The organism is Micromonospora sp. M71_S20, assembly GCF_003664255.1.
Taxonomy (GTDB): Bacteria; Actinomycetota; Actinomycetes; order Mycobacteriales; family Micromonosporaceae; genus Micromonospora.
Genome location: NZ_RCCV01000005.1, coordinates 69,943 through 88,281 on the forward strand (window position 1 = coordinate 69,943; position 18,339 = coordinate 88,281).

Consider the following 18,339-nt stretch of genomic DNA (forward strand, 5'->3'; position numbering starts at 1 on the left):
CGGCCCGGCGCGGCATGGCGACGGAATCCGCGACGATCAACGCGCAAGCAACGGTCCCCGGTCGCACCAACTGTGCGACCGGGGACCGTCGATGATCGGAAGGTGGGTCAGCGGGCGGCGAGGACCTTCCCGGTCACCTCGCCCAGGGCGATGGTGGTGCCGTCCGGGCCGGGCGCGGTGGCGGTGATCGTCACCGTGTCGCCGTCCTCCAGGAACGTGCGGGTCTCGCCCCCGGCGAACTTCACCGGCTCGGTCCCGCCCCAGGTGAGTTCCAGGAACGAGCCGACCTGCCCCCGTTCGGGCCCGGAGACGGTGCCCGAGGCGTAGAGGTCGCCGGTGCGCAGCGAGGCGCCGTTGACGGTGAGGTGGGCCAGCTGCTGGGCCGGCGTCCAGTACATGGTGGCGAACGGCGGCTCGCTGACCCGCTCGCCGTTCCACTCCACCGACAGGCGCAGGTCCAGCCCGACGTGCGGCACGTCGCGCAGGTAGTCGGCGACCGGCGGGTCCTGGTCGGGGGCGGGGACGAAGGCGTCGCCCAGCGCGTCCAGCGGGGTCACCCAGGCCGCGACCGAGGTGGCGAAGGACTTGCCCAGGAACGGGCCGAGGGGCTGGTACTCCCAGGCCTGGATGTCGCGGGCCGACCAGTCGTTGACCAGCACGACGCCGAAGACGTGGTCGGCGAAGTCCTCGGTCGGCACCCGGCCGCCCAGCGGGCTGGGCACGCCGACCACGAAGCCGACCTCGGCCTCGATGTCGAGGCGTACGGACGGGCCGGTGACCGGGCCCTGCGGGGTGGCCCGCTGCCCGCTCGGCCGCACCACCGGGGTGCCGGAGACGACCACCGTGCCGGCCCGGCCGTGGTAGCCGATCGGCAGGTGCTTCCAGTTGGGCAGCAGCGGCGGCTGGCCGGGGCGGAAGATCTGGCCCACGTTGGACGCGTGGTGCTCGGAGGAGTAGAAGTCGACGTAGTCGGCGACCTCGAAGGGCAACTGCATCCGCACCCCGGCCAGCGGCACCAGCAGCGGCTCCACCGCCGCCCGGTGGGCGGCGTCGGTGAGCAGCTCGGTCACCCGCTGCCGGACGGCCGTCCACTGCGGACGGCCGAGGGCCATGAAGTCGTTGAGGGTGGGCCGACCCAGCGTCCCGGCGGCCAGCACCAGGCCGGCCTCCTCCGCACCGGCCAGGTCGAGCACGAAGTCGCCGATGCGTACGCCGACGCGCGGCGCGCCCTCCGCGCGGCGGAACACCCCGTACGGCAGGTTGGCCACCCCGTACGGCGAACCGTCGGCACCAGTCACCCACGTCATGCGTCGAAGCCCCCGTTCACCAGCCCCAGCCGGATCAGATCGGTCAGTGGTTCCAGGATGCTGCACGAGCCGAAGCCGATCCACAGCGGGCGCGGGCCGTCCAGCCCGGCCTCGGCGTACTGCACCAGCGGGCGCGGGTCGGTCGCGGTGAGCAGCTCGGCGACCCGCTCCACGGTGGCGCCCCCGGCGGCGGCCAGCGTCGCCGCCAGCACGTTGACGAAGCCGTGGTGGGTGAAGCCGGTCTCCGGGTCGAGGTGCCGGACCGCCTGGTGCAGCCCGGCGGTCAGCTTGAACGGCAGGCCCCGGTCCCGACAGGCGCAGATCACGGCGGCCAGCTCCGCCGGGGTCGGGAACAGCTCGGCGGCCAGCCCGCCGGTGCGGAACTTCGCGGCGATCGGCACCCCCTCGGCGCGGGCGGCGGCGAGCGCGTCCAGCGCCCCCATCAGCCCGAACGTGAGGGGCAGCTCGGCGTAGACGGCGTCGAGGGCGGCCGGGCCGGCACCGGCCCGGCGGGCCAGCGCCACCAGCTCGGTCAGGCCGGGCAGCGGGTCCTCGCCGCGCCGGGCCACCGCCGCCTCCACCTGGCGTACGCGGATGCGCGGGTCGGCCGTGGTCCGCACCTCGTCGAGCCGGTCGAGGGGCACGTCGCCGATCACACCGACCGCGATCCGCTCGTCGGCGCCGAGCAGGCCCGCCAGCTCGGGCAGCCTCGTGGCGGGGACCAGGAGCGGGCCGACCAGGTCGGCGTACCAGGAGGTGCGGTGTCGCCGGTGCGCGGCGACGGCGTCGGGCAGCGGCGCGCTGCCGGGCGGGAAGACGGCGGCGTCGTCGACGAGGCCGTCGAGAAGCGCGGGCACCTGCGTTGACACGAGACAAGAATGTACGGGACGCTACAAGGAACGGACAACAGCGTCCGATTATCGGACGCCATTGGATCGGTGAACGGGACGAACCGGGAGGCGAGATGCCGTACTACCGCAGCGTCGGCGAGGTGCCGCGCAAGCGCCACACCCAGTTCCGCCAGCCCGACGGCAGCCTCTACGCCGAGGAGCTGATGGGCCAGGAGGGCTTCTCCTCCGACTCGTCCCTGCTCTACCACCGGCACGCGCCGACCGCGATCGTGGCGGCCGAGGAGTTCGCCCCGCCAGCGTTCACCCGGGTGCCGAACCTTCCGCTCAAGCCCCGGCACCTGCGCACCCACAAGCTCGACGGCGCCGGCGCCGACCCGGTGCTCGGCCGGCAGTACCTGCTCGCCAACGACGACGTGCGCATCGCGTACGTGCTGGCGGACCGGCCGTCCCCGCTGTTCCGCGACGCCACCGGCGACCACTGCCTGTACGTGGAGTCGGGCACCCTGCGGGTCGAGTCGACCTTCGGCGTGCTCGACGCGGTGCCCGGCGACTACGTCGTCATCCCCACCTCGACCATCCACCGGCTGGTGCCCACCGGCGACGCGCCGACCCGGCTGCTCGCCGTCGAGGCGGCGGGCCACATCGGCCCGCCCAAGCGCTACCTCTCCGTGCGGGGCCAGTTCCTGGAGCACTCGCCCTACTGCGAGCGCGACGTCCGGGGGCCGGACGCGCCGCTCCTGGTCGACGGCGAGGACGTGGAGGTGCTCGTCCGGCACCGGCGCGGCTGGACCCGCTACGTCTACGCCCACCACCCGTTCGACGTGGTCGGCTGGGACGGGCACATGTACCCGTGGGCGTTCTCCATCCACGACTTCGAGCCGATCACCGGCCGCATCCACCAGCCGCCGCCGGTGCACCAGACCTTCCAGGGCCCCAACTTCGTGATCTGCTCGTTCGTGCCCCGCAAGGTTGACTACCACCCGGACGCGATCCCGGTGCCGTACAACCACCACAACGTCGACTCCGACGAGATGCTCTTCTACACCGGCGGCAACTACGAGGCCCGGCGCGGCTCCGGCATCGAGCAGGGCTCGATCTCGCTGCACCCGTCCGGGTTCACCCACGGCCCGCAGCCGGGCGCCGCCGAGCGCTCCATCGGCGCCGACTTCTTCGACGAGCTGGCCGTCATGGTCGACACGTTCCGGCCGCTGGACCTCTGCGACGCCGCGACCGCCTGCGAGGACGACGGCTACGCCTGGACCTGGGCCCGCCGCCCCTAGACGTCGAGGGTGGGGCGGCGCACCGCGACGTCGGCGGCCGTCAGCCCGGCCCCGTGGTGCGGGACAGCACGGCGAGTTCGGCGGCGACCGCGGCGACGATGGCGAGGGCCAGCGGCCACGGGGTGCCGACCAGGGCGTAGAGCAGGATCAGCGCCGGAGCGGCGGCCGCCGCGTAGACGGCCAGCGCCAGCGTGCGGTCGGAGCGGAGCAGGCTCGGCAGGATGGTCCGGGACAGGCCGGGCAGCCGGGCGGCGAAGCGCCAGACCACCAGGGCCCCGCCGAGCGCCGCGAACGCCGCCGCGACCCGGGACAGCCCCGCGCTGCCCGGCGCCATGCAGGCGATCAGCACGGCGGTGATCATCGTCCAGCCCGCGCCGTAGACCACGAGCTGGCGCAGGCCGACCGAGATGGTCCGGCCGGAGTCGACCCGCCCGGGGCTCATCGCGGCGGCCTCGGCGAGGTGTTCCAGCGCCTCGCTCCAGCGCCGCTGCTCCAGCCGCAGCACCCCGATGTCGTGCCGGGCCTCGGCGAGCTGCGGGTCCAGCCGCAGCGCCTCCCGGTAGGCGCGCTCGGCCAGGTCGAACATCTGCATGTTGGCCGCCACCAGCCCGAGCACCAGGTGCGCCTGCGGGTTCTCGGGCGCCAGCTCCACCCCGCGCCACGCCGCGTTCAGCGCCGGCTGCCCGTTGCGCGAGCCGGCCAGGATCGCCGCGGCGCTGCTCTGGGCGTACGCGTCGTCGGGACCCAGCGCCAGGATCCGGTCGGCGGTGCGGGCCGCCTCGGCGTACTCCTCGAGATCGCCGAGGGTGAGCGCGCGGGCGACCAGCGCCGGAACGCTCTCCGGGGCGGCGGCGACGGCGGCGTCGGCGGCGGTGAGCGCCTCCGTCGGCCGGCCGGCCGCGAGGTGCACCCGGGACAGCATGGTCAGCGCCCCGGCGTCGGCCGGATCCAGGGCGACGGCGTAGGAGACCTCGGCGGCGGCCTCGTCGTAGCGGCCCAGCTCGGCGAGGAGCTGGGCGCGTTGGAGGTAGCCGTCGGCGGCGGAGCGGTCGGAGGTGGCGTCGCTGGACATCGCGGCGAGCCTAGGCGGCCGGGGCCTCGTACACCAGGGCCACCGCGATGCCGGTGAGCCCCTCGCCCCGCCCGGGGAAGCCGAGGCCGTCGGTGGTGGCCGCGGAGACGGTCACCGGCGCGCCGACCGCCTCGGAGAGCACCCGCTGGGCCTCCTCGCGGCGCGGGCCGATCTTGGGCCGGTTGCCGATCACCTGCACGGACACGTTGCCGATCGCGAAGCCGGCGGCCCGCACCCGGCGGGCGCTCTCGGTGAGCAGGGCGACGCCCGACGCGCCGGCCCACTCGGGCTGGCCCACGCCGAAGTTGGCGCCCAGGTCCCCGAGGCCGGCCGCCGAGAGCAGCGCGTTGCAGGCGGCGTGCGCGGCCACGTCGGCGTCCGAGTGCCCGGCCAGGCCGTCCTGGTCGGGCCAGTGCAGGCCGGCCACCCAGCACGGCCGGCCCGCCTCGAAGGCGTGCACGTCGGTGCCGATGGCCACCCGGGGAACGATCATGCGAAGAGGGTACGCGTCAGGCGCCGGCGGCGAGCAGGTGCTCGGCCAGCGCGAGGTCGAACGGGCGGGTGACCTTCAGCGCGTACTCCGAGCCGGGGACGCAGGACACCGGGACGCCCTGCTTCTCGACCAGACCGGCGTCGTCGGTGAGCGGGTCGCCGGCGGCGGCGTGCGCGGCCGTCAGCACCGCCCGGCGGAAGCCCTGCGGGGTCTGCACGGCCCGCAGGGCGGAGCGGTCGACGGTGCCGAGGACGACCTCGTCGGCGTCGACCTCCTTGATCGTGTCGACGACGGGGAGCACCGGGATCACCGCGTCGTGCCCGGCGCGGACGGCCGCCGCGACGGATTCCACCAGATCGGTCGGGGTCAGCGCCCGGGCGGCGTCGTGCACGAGGACGATCTCCGGGCCGGCGGGCACCGCCGCGAGGGCGGCGGCCACCGACGCCTGCCGCTCGGCGCCGCCGGGCACCACGCTCACCGGGGCGACCGGGGCGAGCAGGTCGCGCACCGCCGCCACCTCGGCGGCCGGGGCGGCCACGACGATGGTGTGCACCGACGGCGCGGCGGCGAGCCGGCGGACCGCGTGCACCAGCAGGGGCTCCCCACCGAGCAGGCGCAACGCCTTGGGCCGGCCGGGGCCGAGCCGTACGCCGGCACCGGCCGCAGGCACGAGGACCGCGACGTCACCGCACGGATTGAGCTGCGCGGTCACGTCGCGGTCCTCGGTGGTTTGTTCGCTACGAATCGGGTACGACGATGCTGCGGGGACTAGGCCTCGGTCAGGACCTTGTCGAGCAGCGTCTCCGCCTCGTCCTTGGTGCTCTTCTCGGCCAGCGCGACCTCGCCGACGAGAATGTCGCGGGCCTTCGCGAGCATGCGCTTCTCACCCGCGGAGAGACCCCGCTCCCGCTCCCGGCGCCACAGGTCGCGCACGACCTCGGCGACCTTCAGCGGGTTGCCGGAGGCCAGCTTCTCCAGATTCGCCTTGTAACGCCGCGACCAGTTGGTCGGCTCCTCGGTGTGCGGTGCACGGAGCACGTCGAAGACCTTGCCGAGGCCCTCTTCGCCGACCACCTCGCGCACACCCACGATCTCGGCGTTCTCGGCGGGCACCCGGACCGTCAGGTCACCCTGCGCGACCCTCAGGACGAGGTATTGCTTAGGCTCGCCCTTGATCACCCGAGTCTCGATTGCCTCGATGAGTGCGGCCCCGTGGTGGGGGTAAACAACGGTCTCGCCGACACTGAAAACCATAGGTTCGAAACCCCTTTCGCTGTGTCTAGGGTAACACGCTCAGGCACCGATGTCTCACCGCTGTCCTGACCGTTGGCGCAGCTCAGGGGCCCTGTGAGAGGTATTTCTTCAGCTTGACAGGCCGCCAAACCGGTGGTTTGACCACGCTCCGTAACGCTCGGATGACGCCCCGGCACGAGTGACGCGAACGTCGAGATCAAGGGCTATGCGCTCCTCCCATGGTAGCCCGCCAGCCGGGTATGCGCCCAGGTGTAGCGGCAGCCCGCCCCGTGCGGGACGCTGGAGGCAGCGCCGCTGTCCGCTCGCCGAGACGTCCTGGGGGTCCGATGGGCAAGCCCGACGCAGACGGCCCCGGACTGCCCGACCTGCCACCGGAGTGGGGCCGGGTGGTCGTGCCGGACGACGCCTCCGCGCTGGCGGCCGAGGCCGAACAGATCCGCCGCGAGCTGGGTCACACGCCCCGTCGCACCGTCCCGTGGCCGCCAGCCCGGTCCGCGTTCGCCCTGCCCCTGCTGGTGCTGCTGGTGGCGGTGCTGACCACCCTCGCCGGCCTCGCGGCGGTCACCTGGCCCCGGTCCGGCCGGTCCACCCCGGAGCCCACCCCCACCCCGTACGCGCCGCCGGCCGGGTCGGCCGGTCGACCGCTGCCCGCACTGGACCTGGTCGACGCGGGCCAGTCACCGGTGCCCCTGCGCGGACTGGTGCCGGCGATGATCATCCTGGTGGACGGCTGCCCCTGCCCGGACGCCGTGGCCACCGCCGCCGCCCTGGCGCCGGCCGGCGTGACGGTGGTCACCGTCACCGGCGCCCGGCCCGTACGCGCCACGCCGCCGTCCGCCGGGGCCGCGGTGCGACCGCTCGCCGACCCGGCCGGCGGGCTGCGCGCGTTCCTGCACCTGCCGGCCCGCCCCGGCGCCGTCACCGCCCTGCTGGTGGACCGGTCCGGCGTCCTCGTCAAGGTGGTCCCCGAGATCCACTCCGCCGAGGACTACCGCGCCGACCTGACCCGCCTCGCCGCCTGAGCCGCGCCGCCGGGCAGGAACCGCCCGGGTGGCCGTCCGGAAGGGGAACCGCCCGGACGGGAGGGTGCCGCCATCGGTTCCCGACGTGCCGGGGCCCGTTGGCACCCCGGACGGGCGCGGCGGCGGTCAGGGCAGGGCGACCAGTTGCGCCTCGACCCGTAGTGGCTCGGCGTTGGCGCTCGACAGCGAGACCTGGAACGGCCCGCCCCTGCCGGTGACCTCCGTCGACGTGACCGAGCCGTCGCAGGCGCTGGTGATCGGGTCCGCCGCCCAGGCCCCCTCGACAACGATCAGCAGTTCGCCGGGGCCGACACAGCGGTACTGGAGCAGGTGACGCGCCCCGCCCTCGGCGGAGGCCCGCTTCATGAGACCCTCCGCCGGGCTGAGCTCGGCCCGGGCGGTCCAGACCGTGTCGGGGAAGCTGGCCAGCCTGCCGCGACGCGCGCCGCCGTCGAGCCGTTCGTCCACGAGCCGGCGGGGATCGTCAGGCCCGCCAGGCCTGACGTCGACCCCGAGCGCGTCACCGCCGCGCGGGTCGGTCCGGAAGGTGGCGCCGCTGCCCGGGGCGGTGCCGACCACAGCACCGGTCGCCGGATCGACGACCCAGACGTCGGTGATGCCCCCGGCCCCTTCCGTCACCATGACCCGGGCCCGGGCCTGCGATGGGACACCGAGCCGGGCCCGGTCCGCCGGTGCGAGGCTCGACGCGTCCGGCAGGGAGTCGGTGCGAGGCGCCTCGGCCTGCCACCACCAGCCGCCGCCGACCAACGCGACCAACCCCGCCACGGCCAGCACGGCGCCGCGCACCCGATCGTCGGCCCCGACGCCAGTCGTGTGCTCACCCACGCCCGGCCCGGATCCCGGCCGGCCTGCCGCATCGGCGTCCATCATCAGAGGGTAACCGCGCCGGGCGAACGACTCACTCCTGTCGTTCGAGCAACGCGGCGTAGAGGGTCAGGCCGGGGCCGAACGCCAGCATCACCACCCGCCGCGGCGGCGACGCGGCCCGGCGCAGCCGGTCGAGGATCAGCAGCACCGTCGGCGACGAGCAGTTGCCGTGCTCGTCCAGCGTCGCCCGCGAGGCCGCCAGGCCCTCCGGTGGCAGGGCCAACTCCCGCTCGACCACGTTCAGGATGCGCGGGCCGCCCGGGTGCACCGCCCAGCCGTCCACCCCGGACAGCGTCGAGCCGTGCCGGGCCAGCAGCCCCTCGACCAGGCCCCGGACGTGCGTCGAGAGCACCTGCGGCACCTTCGGCGACAGCCCCATCCGGAAACCGGTGTCGGTGACGTCCCAGGTCATGTGGTCGGCCGTCGAGGTGTCCGTGACGGAGGTGACCTCGCGCAGCGCGTACCCCCGGCCGCCGGGGACGACCACGGCGGCGACCGCGGCGTCCGAGAAGAGCGCGTGGGAGACGATCTGCTGAGTGTCGACCCGGGCGCTGGAGGGCTGGATGTGCAGGCTGGTCAGCTCCGCGCAGAGCAGCAGCGCGGGCCGGCCCCGGGCGGTGACGAAGTCGCTCGCCGCGCCCAGGCCCGGCAGCGCGGCGTAGCAGCCCATGTGCCCGACGAACATGCGCTGCGTGTCCGGGGCCATGCCCAGGTCCCGGGCGAGCAGGATGTCCAGCCCCGGGGTGGCGTACCCGGTGCACGAACAGACGACGAAGAGCCCGACGTCGCCGGCGGAGAGGCCGGCGGCCGTCAGCGCCCGACCCACCGCCTCCTTGCCCAGCGGCAGCGCCTCCACCTGGTAGCGGCGCATCCGCCGCTCGGTCGGCCAGTCGGAGACGTCCTCCAGCAGCGGGTTCACGGCGGCCTGCCGGCGGGTGACCCCCGAGTGGGCGAAGATCCGCTGCGCCAGCGCCCGCGTGCTGCCGGAGAAGTGCTTCGAGAAGAAGCCCTCCCACAGGTCGTCCTGCGCGGCCGACGGCGGGTGTGCCGTCCCCAGCCCCGCGATCACCGGTACGGCCACCATGCCCACCTCTCGTCCGGCCTTGCGCACCGGGCGGCCGAGCCCGCCCCTGGACGGGCCCCCCGCACCGTGTGCCCGCGCGTCCGCCGCCTCGGCGGACCCCCCCACGCTCACCAACGAGGAACCGTTCCGTCGCGGTCCGGGTCACCGCCCAGCGCGGCGACGCCGAGCCAGTCCGCGCAGACGTCCGACGTCGCCGGGTGCAGCGAGCCGCAGCGGGCGTCCCGGTAGAGCCGCTCCAGCGGATGACCCCGCCGGGTGGCGGAGGTGCCCGCCGCCTCCAGCACGGACGCCGCCACGTCGGCGGCGGTGGTGCCGGCGAGCAGCTTGGCCCGCCAGACCCAGCGGTTGGTCTCCGCGTCGCCCGGCGCCTCGTCCACCCGGCGGGCCGCCTCCGCGACCACCAGCTGGGCCGCCGCCACCGCCGCGTCGGCCCGGCCCAGGCGGGACCGGACCGCCGGCAGGCCGGCGAGGTTGCGGGCGTTCAGGTGCTCGGCCGCCGCGTCGACCGCCGCCCGGGCGACCCCGACGTAGACGGCGGCGTAGCTGGCCACCAGCCAGTGCGGCATGAGCTGGGCGACCACCAGGGCCAGCCCCTCCACGCCGCCGAGCAGCCGGTCGACCGGCACGGTCACGTCCAGGTGCAGGTCGTGCGAGGAGGTCGCGCGCATGCCGAGCGAGTCCCAGGTGGGCTCCACGGTCAGCCCGTCGCCGGCCGGCACCAGGAACTGGGAGACCACCGACTGGTCGGCGGCGCTGCGGGCGGCCACCAGGTAGCCGTCCGCGTGTCCGGCCCCGGAGCAGAACGTCTTGCTGCCCTTGAGGTGCCAACCGCCGTCGGCCGGCTCGTAGACGGTGCTGAGCTGGGAGAGCCGGGCGCCGGCGCCGCGCTCGCTCATCGCCACGGCGTACCAGGAGCCCTGGGCGGCGGCGGTGAGCAGCCGGTCCCGGGCGGCCAGCGCCTCGTCCGGCACCCCGAGCGCCTCGGCCAGTTCCTCGGTCACCGCGCCCAGCGCACCGGTGACCGAGGCGTGCATGTTGAAGACCAGGGCCGTCGCGCCGTTGCCCCGGGCCAGCTCGGTGGCGACCGCCGCGTACTCGGCGAAGGTGGCGCCCATCCCGCCGAGGGCGGTGGGAACCATCAGGCCGAAGAGCCCGGCCTCGCGCAGGTCACGGAAGTCCTCGACCGGGAACGAGCCGTCCCGGTCGTGCTCCGCCGCCCGGGCGGCCAGCCTCGGTGCCAGGCGGCGAGCCGCCGCCAACGCGTGCTGCGTCATACAGCCCCCTTCTCGGCCCTCTCCCTACCCAGGGACGGGCACCGCTATCCGCTCCGCGTACCACGCCCCTGGTAGAGCACGGCGGTGGACCAGGTCGGCACGATCCGCGGCGTGGGACCAGCAGCCGTCGCGTGCGGACGGTCGCCCGGGACCGCGTACGGGCGGCCGGCGGCGCGCATCCGGCGGACCAGCCAGCCGAGCAGGCCGGGCAGCCCCGGCCTGATGCCCCGCAGGCGCAGGTCGACCCCGTGCCGGGCGCACTCCGCCACCAGCTCCCGGGCGTCCACGAACAACCGTGGATCGTGGATCCCCTTCGGCACCGTCGGCAGCCGCTCGGCGATCCGCACGGCCAGCAGCCGGCTCAGCGCCGTGTCGTTCAACGTGTCCAGGACCAGCAGGCCGCCGGGCCGCAGCAGCCGGCACGCCTCGGCCACCGCGCGCCGCCAGTCCGGCACGTGCTCCAGCAACTCGCCCGCGGCGACCACGTCGGCGCAGCCGTCGGCCAGCGGTACGGCGGTGACGTCGCCGTTGACGGCGGTCACCCCGTGCGCGGCGGCCTGCTCCAGGGCCGACCGGGTGAGGTCGACGCCCACGTGCCGGTAGCCCTTGCCGGCCAGGTGCGGGGCGAGCAGCCCGGCGCCGCAACCGAGGTCGACGAGGAGGGCGCCGGGGCGGGCGGCCGTCGGCACCAGGGCCGCGCGGGCCTCGGCCAGCCAGTGCAGCATCGCGAACGCGCCGTCCGGCCGCCACCACTCGCCGGCCAGGTCGTCGTACTGGCGCGGATCGTTGCGTGGCAGGGTGCGGCCCGCGTCTGGCATGGACCGAGCGTGGCACGACTGCCCGGTAACGACCAGACTTTCCTCATGTCGCCAACGGTGCTAGGGCTGGTCAGGGCGAGTCACCCGGAGCCGGCCGCCGCGGTCACCACGGTGGCCGGGCTGCTGGCGTGGGGCGTCGGGCACCGGCCGGGCGGGGTCCTCGCCGTGGTGCTCACCGTGGCGGCCAGCCAGCTCGCCGTCGGCTGGGCCAACGACGCGCTCGACGCCGACCGGGACGCCACGGTGGGGCGTACCGACAAACCGGTCGCCGCCGGCGCGGTCGGTCGGCGCGCGACGGCCGTGGCCGCGGCGGTGGCCGCGCTCGCCACCCCGGCGCTGGCGCTGGCCACCGGCCCGACCGCCGCGCTCTGCGCCACCCTCGGGCTGGTCTCCGCGCTGCTCTACGACTGGCCGCTGAAGTCGACCCCGGTCTCGGTGCTGCCCTACGCGGTCTCCTTCGGTTCGCTGCCCGCCTTCGTGGTGCTGGCGCTGCCCGGGGCGGTCCTGCCGCCGGTCTGGCTGGTCGCCGCGGCGGCCTGCCTGGGCGCGGGGGCGCACTTCGCCAACGTCCTGCCCGACCTGGCCGACGACGCCCGGACGGGGGTGCGCGGGCTGCCGCACCGGCTCGGATCGGCCGGCAGCCGGGCCGCCGCCGCGCTGCTGCTGCTCGCGGCGACCGCCACGCTGGTCCTCGGGCCGCCCGGGCCGCCGTCGGGGGTCGGACTCGCCGCGGTCGCGGCCGCCGTCGTGGTGCCGCCGCTGAGCTGGTACGCGGGCCGCGCCGCCGCCCGGGCCGGGGGCCGGCAGGTGGCCGCCTTCCGGGCCGTGATGCTGGTCGCCCTCATCGACGTCGTCCTGCTGGTCACGAGCGGCCGACTGGTGTGAGGCGCGCCCCCTCGGGTGCCATCTCCGGGTCGGCGTGCGGGGGTCGATCAGGCCCAACTACCCTGGAGCGCGGTCTGCGCGGGCATGGCCACCACGCCCGGCGTGAGCACCGGGTGGGATCGTGACGAGGAGGACCGACGTGACGCGCTCGATCAGGGGTTCCCGGCGGGCGGCCCTGCTGCTGTCCGGGATGGCCGCGGCGACCGGGCTGCTGCTGTCCGGCTGCGGCGCCGGCCAGGTCTCCGAGACCGCCAACAAGGAGCCGTCGGTCCAGGGCGTCAACCTGTCGGCCCGCAACGGCGAGTACGCGGTCCGCGGCCTGCTGCTCGACTTCCCCGGCACCGAGGGCTACAAGACGGGCGCCGACGCCGTCCTGAACGCCGTGATCTACAACGACTCGCGAAACCCGGTCACCGTGACCGTGACCACCGACAGCGCCCGCGAGGTCGTGATCACCGGCGCCGGCGCCACCGCCAGCCCGTCGGCGTCCCCGAGCGGATCGCCGTCGCCGAGCGCCCCGGAGAGCCCGGCGGCCCCCGAGAGCCCCGGCGCCTCCGAGAGCCCCTCGGGGTCGGCCAGCCCGAGCGCCCCGGAGAGCCCGGCGGCTCCGGAGAGCCCGGCCGCGCCGGCCGGCGAGCCGGCCCGGATCGAGATCCCGCCGCTGAGCTACGTGCAGCTCAACACCGGGTCCGACCGGGTCCTCCGGCTCATCGGCCTGAACGAGTCGCTGCGCTCCGGCCAGAACGTCTTCGTGACCTTCGACTTCGGCAACGGCGTCACGGTCACCGGCCCCGCGCCCGTCGCCGTGCCGCTCACCCCCGCCGCGCCCCCGTCGCCGATCATCGAGCGTGAGGGCGGCTACGAGGGCCAGGAGGACGGCGGCCACTGACCCCGCCCCTCGACGATCGACGACACCGTCGGCGTGGTGACCGCCACGCCGACGGTGTCTTCGTCGTACCGGGGGACTAACGTCCCAATGTGACCACCTCCCGATCGACCTCCCCCCGCGCCGGCGGGGCCGGCGGGCGCGGCCGCGCCGGCGCCCGGGAGCCCCGGCCGGCCTACGAGTGCGACGCCTGCGGGCACCAGCCGCCGAAGTGGGTCGGGCGCTGCCCGGAGTGCGGCGAGTGGGGCTCGGTGGTCGAATGCACGGTCACCGGCCCGACGGTCTCCGGAAAGGTGGTCAGCTCCCGGATGCCGGCCGAGCCGGCCCGGCCGATCGCCACCATCAGCGCCGCGCCTGCACGGGCCCGCCCCACCGGGGTGAGCGAGCTCGACAGGGTCCTCGGCGGCGGCCTGGTCCCCGGCGCGGTGGTGCTGCTCGCCGGCGAGCCGGGGGTCGGCAAGTCCACCCTGCTGCTCGACGTGGCCCAGCACTGGGCCGCCGGCGCCGGCAGCCCCTCCCTGGTGGTCAGCGGCGAGGAGTCGGTCAGCCAGGTCCGGCTGCGCGCGGAGCGGATGGGCGCCCTGCACGACCAGCTCTACCTCGCGGCCGAGAGCGACCTCGCCGCGGTGCTCGGCCACCTCGACGCCGTCAAGCCGGGCCTGCTGGTGCTCGACTCGGTGCAGACCATCTCCACCAACAACGCCGAGGGGGTGTCGGGCGGGGTGACCCAGGTGCGGGCGGTCACCGCTGCCCTGGTCTCGGTGGCCAAGGAGCGCGGCATCGCCACCGTGCTGGTCGGCCACGTCACCAAGGACGGCCAGGTGGCCGGTCCCCGGGTGCTGGAGCACCTGGTCGACGTGGTGCTGCACTTCGAGGGCGACAAGCACTCGTCGCTGCGCATGGTGCGCGGCGTGAAGAACCGGTTCGGCGCCGCCGACGAGGTCGGTTGCTTCGAGATGCACGAGGGCGGCATCAGCAGCCTGGCCGACCCGTCGGGGCTCTTCCTGACCCGCTATTCGGAGCCGGTGCCCGGCACCTGCGTCACGGTGGCGATGGAGGGGCGCCGGGCCCTGGTCACCGAGGTGCAGGCGCTGATCGGCGCGACCGTGGCCGGCTCGCCCCGGCGGACGGTCTCGGGGCTCGACTCGGCCCGCCTGGCGATGGTGCTGGCGGTGCTCCAGCGCCGCACCGAACGCCTGACCCTGCACGACCGGGAGGTCTTCGCGGCCACCGTCGGCGGCATCCGGGTGGTGGAGCCGGCGGCCGACCTCGCCGTGGCCCTCGCCGTCGCCTCGGGCGGGCTCAACCTGGCCATCGCGCCGCACCTGGTGGCCATCGGCGAGGTCGGCCTGACCGGCGAGGTGCGCCGCGTCGGCGCGGTGCCGCGCCGGCTGGCCGAGGCGGCCCGGCTCGGGTTCCGGCTCGCGCTGGTGCCGACCGGCTGCGGCCCCGAGAGCACCGGCGTCACGCCCGAGCACATGCGGGTGATCGAGGTGACCGACGTGCGTTCGGCGCTCCAGGCCGTCGCCCGGGCGTCCGCCGAGTGAGCGCCGGCGGCGGTCGGCGGAACGTCCGACCCGAAACCGGACAGCCCGGACTCCGATCCACGGTCCGGGCGAGGCGGGGCATCGTGACACATCACAGTAACCACGACAGCACCCACCGCAGGGCAGTCCGTAGACTGTGCCCGTGCCGATCGACCGCGACACCACCAAGCCCGCCGGCGCGACACCCCACGCCCGCACCGGCGCCGTGGGCTCGCCCGCCCGCCCGATCAGCGTGAGCGTGACCGGCGGCGCCGGGGGCGCCGGCGACCCGCTGCGGGCGAACCTGGCCCTGATGGCCCCGGGCACCGCGCTGCGCGACGGCCTCGAGCGCATCCTGCGCGGCCGGACGGGCGCATTGATCGTCCTCGGCTACGACAAGGTGGTCGAGGGTCTCTGCACCGGCGGGTTCCCGCTCGACGTCGAGTTCTCCGCCACCCGGGTGCGGGAGCTGTGCAAGATGGACGGCGCGGTCGTGCTCTCCAGCGACGGCACCCGCATCGTGCGGGCCGCCGTGCACCTGATGCCCGACCCCACCATCCCGACCGAGGAGTCCGGCACCCGGCACCGCACGGCGGAGCGGGTCGCCCGCCAGACGGGCTACCCGGTGATCTCGGTCAGCCAGTCGATGCGGATCATCAGCCTCTACGTCAACGGCCAGCGGCACGTGCTGGACGACTCGGCGGCGATCCTGTCCCGCGCCAACCAGGCGCTCGCCACGCTCGAGCGCTACAAGCTGCGGCTCGACGAGGTCTCCGGCACCCTGTCCGCGCTGGAGATCGAGGACCTGGTCACCGTACGGGACGCGGTCGCGGTGGTGCAGCGGCTGGAGATGGTCCGCCGGATCGCCGACGAGATCGCCGGCTACGTGGTGGAGCTGGGCACCGACGGTCGCCTGCTGGCCCTCCAGCTCGACGAGCTGATGGCCGGCGTCGACGCCGACCGCACCCTGGTGATCCGGGACTACCTGCCGGCCGGCCGGAAGTCCCGCACCCTCGACGAGGCCCTGGTGGAGCTGGACCTGCTCGGCGCGACCGAGCTGATCGACCTGGTCGCGGTCGCCAAGGCGATCGGCTACCCGGCCGCGTCCGACGCGCTCGACGCGGCCGTCAGCCCGCGCGGGTTCCGGCTGCTGGCGAAGGTGCCCCGGCTGCCGGTGGCCGTGGTCGACCGCCTCGTCGTGCACTTCGGCAGCCTCCAGCGGCTGCTGGGCGCCACGGTCGAGGATCTCCAGGCCGTCGAGGGGGTCGGCGACGCCCGCGCCCGGGGCGTCCGCGAGGGGCTGTCCCGGCTCGCCGAGGCGTCGATCCTCGAACGCTACGTCTGACCCGGCCCGGTACGCCGGCCGCCGACCCGGTCCCCCACGCCCCACAGCACCGGCTCCCGGCCGCGCCGCTACCGCCGGCCTGGTCCCGCCAGGGCACGGCTCCCGGCCGCGCCCGCCGCCGCTGGCCCGGTCCCGTCAGGGTGATGGTTCCAGCGCCGCGCCCGCCATCGTCGTCCGGCGGTCGGGGGGTCCGCCCTGTCCGGTCGACCGCGCAGCGGCCCGGCCCACGGCTGCTCAGCCGGTGACGGTGAGCTTGACCGGCTCGCTGAGCTTGGTGCCAACCCGGGCGTAGACCTGGTAGGTGCCGACCGGCGGGTTGGGGCCCGCCGCCACGCCGTTGGCGCACTTGGTGGTGTCGCGGCCGTTCCAACCCACCTGGTAGGAGCGTTCGAAGCCCGGGGTGAAGGACTGCACGTCGGCGCCCTGGGCGGTGCCGCACGTGTCGGACGACCAGATCTTCTCCGCCCCCGACTTGATGAACAGCTCCTGCACGGAGGCGCCGACGTCGCGGCTGCACGTCCGCTCGGACCGATTCTTGATCTTGAGTTGCAGGTCCACGACGGCCCCGCGCACCACAGAGGCGGGCTGGGCCACCGGGGTCACCGTGATCTCGGCGTCCGTGCAGGTGCCGTCTCCGGCGGCCGGCACCACGGGCGCCACCGGCGGCGAATCGGTGGCGACCGAACCACCCGGCGGGTCACCGGCGGAACCACCCGACGGTTCACCGGCGTCAGGGCCACCGGCCGCGCCCGGCGAGGGCCCCCCGGTCTGCGGGGCGAGCACCGAGCCGGTGGGCTCCGGCGAGGCACCGGACGACGTCGCGCCCGGAGTGGGCTGCGCGTCACCGCCCTTGTTCGCGTTCCGGTCCGATCCGGTGCACGAATAGAGCAGGACAATCAGGAAGAGGAGCCCCGCTCCGAGTACGACGGCGCGACGCCGCCAGTAAACGGCGGGTGGCAGGGGGCCGACCGTCAGACGCATGATGCCCCCACCGTAGCGGCGCGGGGCACGTCAGCCCCGCACGACGCGCCGAGTCGTCCGTGGCTCACCGCACCGACCGTCCACATGCGACGGCTCCGCCTGCCGACCGTGTCCCGCCGACGACGCTGGGTAGCCGCGCCGCCGCCACTCAGAGGTACACCTTGCGCTGGTAGATGGCGTGGGCGCCCGCGACCCGGTCCAGGAAGAGCAGGCCGGCGCAGTGGTCGATCTCGTGCTGGAGGGCCCGCGCCTCGAACCCGTCCGTCACCAGCCGTACGGGCCGGCCGGTGCCGGGCAGGACGCCCTCCACCACCAGCCGGCTCGCCCGCTTGACGTCCCCGGTCAGGTCGGGCACCGACATGCACCCCTCGCGCGCCACCTTCCAGCGGCTCGCCTCGACGACCCGGGCGTTGCACAGCACGAAGGTGCCGTGCACGGTGAGCGCCTTCGGGTGGCCGGTCACGTCCACCGCGAAGACCTGCGCGCCCACCCCGACCTGCGGGGCGGCCAGCCCCACGCAGCCCGGCGACACCCGCATGGTGGCGATCAGGTCGGCGGCCAGCCGTACCGTCTCCGTCGCCGTCGGATCCACCTCGCCGCCGGCCCGGCTGAGCACCTGCTCCGGCGCGGACACCACCGGTCGCACCTCCCCGGGCACGGCCAGGGACTCCGGGGTCCAGTCGCCGAGGCCGACGTACGCCTCGGTCTCCGGTCCGCCGGTCACAGCAGGTCCGGATCGGCCGGCCGGAGGCTCACCCCGACGCCCAGCTCCTCGGCCGTCGCCGCCAGCCGCCCGGCCAGCCCGTCGGCCGTGCCGGGCGGCAGCTCCACCTCGGCGACCACCACGTAGAGCGAGCCGGTCAGGCGGGTGCTCAGGTCGGTGACGTTGCCGCCGGCGTCGGCGAGGACCCGGGTCATGGCCGCCACGATGCCCATCCGGTCCGCGCCGTGCACCGCCATCACGTACGGCTCGCCGGCAGGGGCCGTCTCGCCGTCGGGGGTGACCGCGCGTACGGTCGCCAGCAGCTGGCCGTCGGCGGAGAGCGGCGCCAGCGCGGCCTCGACGTCGGCGGCGGCCGGGCCCACGCAGATCAGGGTCATCGCGAAGTGCCCCCGCAGCCGGGTCATGGTGCTGTCGGTGAGGTTCGCGCCGAGCCGGGCGAGCAGCTCGGCGACGTCGGCCACGATGCCCGGCCGGTCCCGGCCGATGACGGTGATCGCGAGCTCGTTCATCCGGGCATTCTGCCCGATCCGCGCGCCGCCGCCGCAGCGCCCCGCCCGGACCGCCCAGCCAGCGGGACGGTGGTGGCACCCGTTGTGGCAGCCGTCGCCCGCGCCGCCCCCGCGGCCGGCCGCGTGGCATCATCGGCGAC

Annotated in this window: 19 protein-coding genes; 6 read left to right on the forward strand and 13 right to left on the reverse strand. The window is 75.4% G+C overall.

Going from position 1 to position 18,339, the window contains the following annotated elements; all coding sequences use genetic code 11:
* Window positions 1–107 precede the first annotated feature (107 nt).
* Entirely contained in the window at window positions 108–1,307 is a 1,200-nt protein-coding gene (gene fahA / locus DER29_RS32930) for a fumarylacetoacetase (RefSeq protein WP_121401549.1), read from the reverse strand.
* On the reverse strand, window positions 1,304–2,176 hold the full coding sequence (locus tag DER29_RS32935; protein ID WP_121401550.1) for a hypothetical protein: 873 nt from the start codon (window positions 2,174–2,176) through the stop codon (window positions 1,304–1,306). Before DER29_RS32935 ends, fahA begins: the two co-directional genes overlap by 4 nt.
* Before the next feature lie 95 nt (window positions 2,177–2,271).
* Between DER29_RS32935 and DER29_RS32940 the strand changes: the two genes are divergently transcribed.
* The gene (locus tag DER29_RS32940) at window positions 2,272–3,438 is read left to right on the forward strand and encodes a homogentisate 1,2-dioxygenase (protein WP_121401551.1); all 1,167 of its coding nucleotides are present in this window, start codon (window positions 2,272–2,274) and stop codon (window positions 3,436–3,438) included.
* A 40-nt stretch (window positions 3,439–3,478) separates the two neighbouring features.
* Here DER29_RS32940 and DER29_RS32945 read toward each other — a convergent pair whose 3' ends face one another.
* From DER29_RS32945 to DER29_RS32960, 4 genes are read right to left on the reverse strand one after another with little or no spacing between them, the layout of a single operon-like run.
* Entirely contained in the window at window positions 3,479–4,510 is a 1,032-nt protein-coding gene (locus DER29_RS32945; protein WP_121401552.1) for a lipopolysaccharide assembly protein LapB, read from the reverse strand.
* 10 nt (window positions 4,511–4,520) lie between these two features.
* Complete coding sequence (gene ispF, locus DER29_RS32950; protein WP_091101607.1) at window positions 4,521–5,003, reverse strand: 2-C-methyl-D-erythritol 2,4-cyclodiphosphate synthase; 483 nt, start codon at window positions 5,001–5,003, stop codon at window positions 4,521–4,523.
* 16 nt (window positions 5,004–5,019) lie between these two features.
* A complete protein-coding gene (ispD, locus tag DER29_RS32955) occupies window positions 5,020–5,715 on the reverse strand; it encodes a 2-C-methyl-D-erythritol 4-phosphate cytidylyltransferase (protein ID WP_121401553.1) in 696 nt (231 codons plus the stop codon).
* Window positions 5,716–5,771: 56 nt separating this feature from the next.
* Window positions 5,772–6,257 (reverse strand): CarD family transcriptional regulator, encoded by a 486-nt coding sequence (locus DER29_RS32960; protein WP_007073334.1) that lies wholly within the window; start codon window positions 6,255–6,257, stop codon window positions 5,772–5,774.
* Between the two features lie 326 nt (window positions 6,258–6,583).
* Between DER29_RS32960 and DER29_RS32965 the strand changes: the two genes are divergently transcribed.
* Complete coding sequence (locus DER29_RS32965; RefSeq protein ID WP_121401554.1) at window positions 6,584–7,279, forward strand: hypothetical protein; 696 nt, start codon at window positions 6,584–6,586, stop codon at window positions 7,277–7,279.
* A gap of 126 nt (window positions 7,280–7,405) precedes the next feature.
* Here DER29_RS32965 and DER29_RS32970 read toward each other — a convergent pair whose 3' ends face one another.
* The 4 genes from DER29_RS32970 to DER29_RS32985 form a co-directional block, all read right to left on the reverse strand.
* The gene (locus tag DER29_RS32970) at window positions 7,406–8,125 is read right to left on the reverse strand and encodes a hypothetical protein (protein WP_121401555.1); all 720 of its coding nucleotides are present in this window, start codon (window positions 8,123–8,125) and stop codon (window positions 7,406–7,408) included.
* Between the two features lie 73 nt (window positions 8,126–8,198).
* The gene (locus DER29_RS32975; protein ID WP_199729677.1) at window positions 8,199–9,257 is read right to left on the reverse strand and encodes a type III polyketide synthase; all 1,059 of its coding nucleotides are present in this window, start codon (window positions 9,255–9,257) and stop codon (window positions 8,199–8,201) included.
* 101 nt (window positions 9,258–9,358) lie between these two features.
* A complete protein-coding gene (locus DER29_RS32980; RefSeq protein WP_121401556.1) occupies window positions 9,359–10,525 on the reverse strand; it encodes an acyl-CoA dehydrogenase family protein in 1,167 nt (388 codons plus the stop codon).
* Window positions 10,526–10,569: 44 nt separating this feature from the next.
* Entirely contained in the window at window positions 10,570–11,343 is a 774-nt protein-coding gene (locus tag DER29_RS32985; protein WP_121401557.1) for a methyltransferase domain-containing protein, read from the reverse strand.
* Window positions 11,344–11,388: 45 nt separating this feature from the next.
* On the opposite strand from DER29_RS32985, the gene DER29_RS32990 reads away from it, so the two are divergent.
* From DER29_RS32990 to disA, 4 genes are all read left to right on the forward strand, one after another.
* The gene (locus tag DER29_RS32990; protein ID WP_121401558.1) at window positions 11,389–12,228 is read left to right on the forward strand and encodes a UbiA family prenyltransferase; all 840 of its coding nucleotides are present in this window, start codon (window positions 11,389–11,391) and stop codon (window positions 12,226–12,228) included.
* A gap of 139 nt (window positions 12,229–12,367) precedes the next feature.
* Complete coding sequence (locus DER29_RS32995; RefSeq protein WP_121401559.1) at window positions 12,368–13,117, forward strand: hypothetical protein; 750 nt, start codon at window positions 12,368–12,370, stop codon at window positions 13,115–13,117.
* Window positions 13,118–13,206: 89 nt separating this feature from the next.
* On the forward strand, window positions 13,207–14,661 hold the full coding sequence (gene radA, locus DER29_RS33000; RefSeq protein WP_121401560.1) for a DNA repair protein RadA: 1,455 nt from the start codon (window positions 13,207–13,209) through the stop codon (window positions 14,659–14,661).
* Window positions 14,662–14,803: 142 nt separating this feature from the next.
* On the forward strand, window positions 14,804–15,985 hold the full coding sequence (disA, locus tag DER29_RS33005; protein ID WP_121401744.1) for a DNA integrity scanning diadenylate cyclase DisA: 1,182 nt from the start codon (window positions 14,804–14,806) through the stop codon (window positions 15,983–15,985).
* 234 nt (window positions 15,986–16,219) lie between these two features.
* Here disA and DER29_RS33010 read toward each other — a convergent pair whose 3' ends face one another.
* From DER29_RS33010 to DER29_RS33020, 3 genes are all read right to left on the reverse strand, one after another.
* Entirely contained in the window at window positions 16,220–16,966 is a 747-nt protein-coding gene (locus tag DER29_RS33010) for a hypothetical protein (RefSeq protein WP_121401561.1), read from the reverse strand.
* 148 nt (window positions 16,967–17,114) lie between these two features.
* On the reverse strand, window positions 17,115–17,690 hold the full coding sequence (locus tag DER29_RS33015) for a peptide deformylase (protein ID WP_121401562.1): 576 nt from the start codon (window positions 17,688–17,690) through the stop codon (window positions 17,115–17,117).
* Window positions 17,687–18,199: a glycine cleavage system protein R gene (locus DER29_RS33020; RefSeq protein WP_121401563.1), complete on the reverse strand. Its 513-nt coding sequence runs from the start codon at window positions 18,197–18,199 to the stop codon at window positions 17,687–17,689. The genes DER29_RS33015 and DER29_RS33020 overlap by 4 nt, the downstream gene beginning before the upstream one ends.
* Window positions 18,200–18,339 lie beyond the last annotated feature (140 nt).

Excerpts from the sequence above, each read along its gene's own strand:
- DER29_RS32960 (WP_007073334.1), bottom strand. The coding sequence starts at position 6,257 with ATGGTTTTCAGTGTCGGCGAGACCGTTGTTTACCCCCACCACGGGGCC.
- DER29_RS32965 (WP_121401554.1), top strand. The coding sequence starts at position 6,584 with ATGGGCAAGCCCGACGCAGACGGCCCCGGACTGCCCGACCTGCCACCG.
- DER29_RS33010 (WP_121401561.1), bottom strand. The coding sequence starts at position 16,966 with ATGCGTCTGACGGTCGGCCCCCTGCCACCCGCCGTTTACTGGCGGCGT.
- DER29_RS32945 (WP_121401552.1), bottom strand. The coding sequence starts at position 4,510 with ATGTCCAGCGACGCCACCTCCGACCGCTCCGCCGCCGACGGCTACCTC.
- DER29_RS32940 (WP_121401551.1), top strand. The coding sequence starts at position 2,272 with ATGCCGTACTACCGCAGCGTCGGCGAGGTGCCGCGCAAGCGCCACACC.
- ispF (WP_091101607.1), bottom strand. The coding sequence starts at position 5,003 with ATGATCGTTCCCCGGGTGGCCATCGGCACCGACGTGCACGCCTTCGAG.
- DER29_RS32990 (WP_121401558.1), top strand. The coding sequence starts at position 11,389 with ATGTCGCCAACGGTGCTAGGGCTGGTCAGGGCGAGTCACCCGGAGCCG.
- DER29_RS33020 (WP_121401563.1), bottom strand. The coding sequence starts at position 18,199 with ATGAACGAGCTCGCGATCACCGTCATCGGCCGGGACCGGCCGGGCATC.
- fahA (WP_121401549.1), bottom strand. The coding sequence starts at position 1,307 with ATGACGTGGGTGACTGGTGCCGACGGTTCGCCGTACGGGGTGGCCAAC.
- DER29_RS32985 (WP_121401557.1), bottom strand. The coding sequence starts at position 11,343 with ATGCCAGACGCGGGCCGCACCCTGCCACGCAACGATCCGCGCCAGTAC.
- DER29_RS32980 (WP_121401556.1), bottom strand. The coding sequence starts at position 10,525 with ATGACGCAGCACGCGTTGGCGGCGGCTCGCCGCCTGGCACCGAGGCTG.